Here is a 1,324-nt window from a genome sequence, read left to right as displayed (position 1 = left end):
GCCTTCGCGCATCTGTACGGCACCTGGGCATTGATGCCCGAGAGCGACCGCGCGCTGCTGCGCGGCTTCGTGCTCAACAAGTTCCGCGGCGATGCCTCGCTGTTGGCGCCGGCGCCGCAGCAGCTGCAGTCGCTGACCGGCATCGCGACTGTTGCGACGCTGCCGATGTGGCGGGAACATGGCCTGCCCGAGGAAGACGGCGTGTTCGATGATCGAGGCCATGCGAGCGGTGCCGTGACCCGCACCGTTGCGGTCGTGGCCTACCCGCGCATCAGCAATCTCGACGAATTCCAGCCGCTCAAGAACGTGCCGGGCGTCCGCCTGGCCTGGGCGCGCACGCCGGCGGAGCTGGCCGGCGCCGACTGGATCGTGCTGCCCGGCTCCAAGCACACCAGCGGCGATCTCGCGTGGCTGCGCGCGCAGGGGCTGGACCGTGCCATTGCCGCGCACGCGGCCGGCGGCGGTGCCGTGCTGGGCGTCTGCGGCGGCCTGCAGATGCTGGGCGAGGCGCTGGTCGATCCGCACGGCATCGACGGCAATGCGCCCGGCCTGGGCCTGCTGCCGCTGGTGACGGTGTTCGAGCGCGAAAAGACCGTGCGCCACCGGACGGCCGTCTTCGGCCAGCTGGGCGGCGCATGGGCGTCGCTCTCGAACGTGCCGGTGGCGGGCTACGAAATCCATCACGGCCAAACCGCCATCCACCCCCAGATGGCGCAGGACGGCCATGCCGTGATGCCCGGGGGCCTGGCCTGGCAGAACGCGCGCGGCAACGTGCTGGGCCTCTACCTGCACGGCCTGTTCGAGGACGCGGCCGCGCTCCACGCACTCTTCGGTGCCGCGGCACCCACGCTCGACGCCACCTTCGACGGCCTGGCCGATTTCATCGACAACCACTTCGAGGCCGGCGTACTGCAGGGCCTGATCGCATGACCGACAGCAACCAGACCATTCCTTCCATTTCCGACATCCATGACGGCGCCCTTGCGGCACGCCTGCAAAGCGCGCTCGACAACAAGACCAAGCCGCTCGGCGCGCTCGGCCGGCTCGAGAGCCTGGCCTTGCGGATCGGCCTCGTCCTGGGCAGTGAAACGCCGGTACTCGAAGCACCGCAGATGCTGGTGTGCGCGGCCGACCATGGCCTGGCGGCGCGCGGCGTCTCGGCCTTTCCGAGCGACGTGACCTGGCAAATGGTCGAGAACTTCCTGGCCGGCGGCGCGGCCGTCAGCGTGCTGGCGCGCCAGCACGGCCTCGCGCTCACCGTGGTCGACTGCGGCGTGCGGCGCGACTTCCAGGCCCGCCCGGGGCTGGTCTCGCGCCGGATCGC

General features: G+C 70.9%; 1 protein-coding gene and 1 pseudogene. Both read left to right on the top strand.

What is annotated here, in order from left to right; genetic code table 11:
• A pseudogene (locus tag AC1DOC_RS33920) lies at positions 1 to 930 on the top strand (cobyric acid synthase); the annotation flags it as partial.
• The coding region (locus AC1DOC_RS33915) for a nicotinate-nucleotide--dimethylbenzimidazole phosphoribosyltransferase (RefSeq protein ID WP_478131600.1) at positions 927 to 1,324 on the top strand (398 nt) is incomplete at its 3' end. The pseudogene AC1DOC_RS33920 and the gene AC1DOC_RS33915, both read left to right, overlap by 4 nt.

The organism is Variovorax sp. 01T439_2 (assembly GCF_056398445.1).
This window is presented reverse-complemented; position numbering and strand designations above follow the sequence as displayed.